General features: G+C 71.6%; 3 protein-coding genes. 1 reads left to right on the forward strand and 2 read right to left on the reverse strand.

Annotated elements, in window-relative coordinates; genetic code table 11:
• Positions 1-55: 55 nt before the first annotated feature.
• Together leuD and leuC are read right to left on the reverse strand one after the other, a co-directional pair.
• On the reverse strand, positions 56-691 hold the full coding sequence (gene leuD / locus ACFWEJ_RS28160; RefSeq protein ID WP_377232467.1) for a 3-isopropylmalate dehydratase small subunit: 636 nt from the start codon (positions 689-691) through the stop codon (positions 56-58).
• Between the two features lie 14 nt (positions 692-705).
• Positions 706-2,235, reverse strand: coding sequence for a 3-isopropylmalate dehydratase large subunit (leuC, locus tag ACFWEJ_RS28165; protein ID WP_377232468.1), 1,530 nt, complete (start codon positions 2,233-2,235; stop codon positions 706-708).
• A 92-nt stretch (positions 2,236-2,327) separates the two neighbouring features.
• Here leuC and ACFWEJ_RS28170 point away from each other — a divergent pair, with 92 nt between their 5' ends.
• The gene (locus ACFWEJ_RS28170; RefSeq protein ID WP_026365378.1) at positions 2,328-3,047 is read left to right on the forward strand and encodes an IclR family transcriptional regulator; all 720 of its coding nucleotides are present in this window, start codon (positions 2,328-2,330) and stop codon (positions 3,045-3,047) included.
• The last annotated feature ends 42 nt before the right edge of the window (positions 3,048-3,089 follow it).

The following is a 3,089-nucleotide window of genomic DNA, read 5'->3' on the forward strand; positions in this document are numbered from 1 at the left end:
GTCAGGAGACTGACCGCAGCAGGGGCGCGACGGGCGTAGGCGCGGACGCCGGCCGTCAGACCGGGCGGGCCGCCTCGATCTCGACCGACGGCAGGTGCCGGGCCGGGAGCGTCTTCGGGCGCCACGACGCCCGGGTCTGCTCGAACGCCGTGATCTTGTCGGCCTCCTGGAGGGTCAGCCCGATGTCGTCGAGCCCCTCCATGAGCCGCCACCGCGTGTAGTCGTCGATCTGGAACGGCACCGTGACGTCGTCGGCCGTGGCGGTCTTCGCCGCCAGGTCGACGGTCACCTCGGTGCCCGGCTTGGTCTCCAGGATCTTCCACAGGATCTCGATGTCCTCGGGCGAGACGATGCCCGCCACGAGGCCCTGCTTGCCCGAGTTGCCGCGGAAGATGTCGGCGAACCGCGAGGACAGCACGACGCGGAAGCCGTAGTCCTTGAGCGCCCAGACGGCGTGCTCGCGCGACGATCCGGTACCGAAGTCCGGGCCGGCCACGAGCACGGACCCCGCGGAGTACGCCTCCTGGTTCAGCACGAACGACGGGTCGCCGCGCCACGCCGCGAACAGCGCGTCCTCGAACCCGGTGCGCGTGACCCGCTTGAGGTACACGGCCGGGATGATCTGGTCGGTGTCCACGTTGCTGCGCCGCAGCGGCACGCCGACGCCGGTGTGGGTGGTGAACTTCTCCATGGTCAGTGGTCCTCTCAGCGCAGCGCGGGCTGGATCGCTACGGGAACGGGCAGGTCGACGACGACGGACTCACCCAGCGGGGAGGCGCCCACGCCGTCGAGCGGCGTGCCGTCGAACGTGGTGATGTCGATGTCGTACGGCAGGTCCAGGTCGCCCACGCTGGACAGCGTGCCCCGGATCGCCGTCGCGGCGGCCACCAGCGGCGACACCAGGTGGGTGCGCCCGCCCTTGCCCTGCCGGCCCTCGAAGTTGCGGTTCGACGTCGAGGCCGACCGCTCCCCCGGCGCGAGCTGGTCCGGGTTCATGCCCAGACACATGGAGCACCCGGCGTTGCGCCACTCGGCGCCGAACTCCTTGAAGATCACGTCGAGGCCCTCGGCCTCCGCCTGCAGGCGCACGCGGGCCGACGACGGGACCACCAGGACGCGGACGGACTCGGCCTTGCTCCGGCCCTTGACGACCTTCGCGACGGAACGCAGGTCCTCGATGCGGCCGTTGGTGCACGAGCCGATGAACACCGTGTCGACGCTCACGTCGCGCAGCGGCGTGCCCGCCTGGAGGCCCATGTACTCCAGGGCCCGCTCGGCCGCGAGGCGCTCGTCCTCGTCGGCGATGTCCGCCGGGACGGGCACGGACGCCGACAGCGGCAGGCCCTGGCCCGGGTTGGTGCCCCAGGTGACGAACGGCTCCAGGTCGGCCGCCTCGAGCACCACCTCGGCGTCGAACTGCGCGTCGTCGTCGGACCGGAGGGTCTTCCAGTACTCGACGGCGGCGTCCCAGTCCTCGCCCTCGGGCGCGTGCGGGCGGCCCTCGAGGTACTCGAACGTGGTCTCGTCCGGCGCGATCATGCCGGCGCGCGCGCCGGCCTCGATCGACATGTTGCAGACGGTCATGCGGGCTTCCATCGACAGCGCCCGGATGGCCTCGCCGCGGTACTCGAGCACGTAGCCCTGGCCGCCGCCGGTGCCGATCTTGGCGATGATCGCCAAGATGATGTCCTTGGACGTCGCGCCGGCGGGCAGCGCGCCGTTGACCGTGATCGCCATGGTCTTGAACGGCGCGAGCGGCAGCGTCTGCGTGGCGAGCACGTGCTCCACCTCGGACGTGCCGATGCCGAACGCCAGCGCGCCGAACGCGCCGTGCGTCGAGGTGTGCGAGTCGCCGCACACGACGGTGAGGCCGGGCATGGTCAGCCCCAGCTGCGGTCCCACCTGGTGGACGATGCCCTGGTCCGCGTCACCGAGGCTGTGCAGCCGGACGCCGAACTCCTTGGCGTTGGCGCGCAGCGTCTCGATCTGCGTGCGGCTCGTCGCGTCGGCGATCGGCCGGTCGATGTCGAGCGTGGGGGTGTTGTGGTCCTCGGTCGCGATCGTGAGGTCGGGTCGCCGCACCTGCCGACCGGCAAGGCGCAGACCCTCGAACGCCTGCGGGCTCGTGACCTCGTGGACCAGGTGCAGGTCGATGTAGAGAAGATCAGGCGAGCCGTCCTCGCCCCGACGCACGAGGTGCGCTTCCCAGACCTTCTCCGCCAGCGTGCCGGCCATTGCGGTTCGCCTCCCTGTCAAAACTACCTCTGTCTGAAACAACTTTGGGCCTCGACTTGCAATCTCACGTTCCGAGACGGCAATATCGCGGTATGGACGATACTAGCGGAGTCGGCGTCTTGGACAAGGCGGCGTCCGTCCTCGGGGCACTCGAGGCCGGCCCGGCCACCCTGGCGCAGCTCGTCTCCTCCACCGGCCTGGCTCGCCCGACGGCGCACCGCCTGGCGGTGGCTCTGGAGCATCACCGCCTGGTGGCACGGGACATGCAGGGACGATTTGTGCTGGGTCCGCGACTCAACGAGCTGGCTACGGCCGCCGGTGAGGACCGCCTCCTGGCCGCAGCGAACCCGGTGCTCATAGCGCTGCGGGACCACACGGGCGAGAGCGCGCAGCTCTACCGCCGGCAGGGTGACCACCGCGTGTGCGTCGCCGCCGCCGAGCGCCCGGTCGGCCTGCGCGACTCCATCCCCGTGGGCGCCACGCTCAGCATGAGCGCGGGCTCCGCGGCGCACGTCCTGCTCGCCTGGGAGGAGCCGGACCGGCTCCACCGCGGCCTGCGTGACGCCACGTTCACGGCCACGATCCTCTCCGGTGTCCGACGCCGGGGATGGGCACAGTCGGTCTCAGAACGTGAGCTCGGTGTGGCATCGGTCTCGGCGCCCGTGCGCGGCCCGTCGGGCCGGGTCGTGGCGGCCGTCAGCGTGTCCGGGCCCGTGGAGCGGCTCTCGCGGCAGCCCGGCCGGCTGCACTCGGCCGCCGTGGTCGCCGCGGCCAACAAGCTCACCGAGGTGCTGCACCGCTCCGGCGAGTGACGAGCGGACGCCGTCCGCCGGACGGCGCCCGCCCCACCGTGT

It is taken from the genome of Promicromonospora sp. NPDC060204, assembly GCF_042728455.1.
In the GTDB taxonomy this organism is placed as follows: Bacteria; Actinomycetota; Actinomycetes; order Actinomycetales; family Cellulomonadaceae; genus Promicromonospora.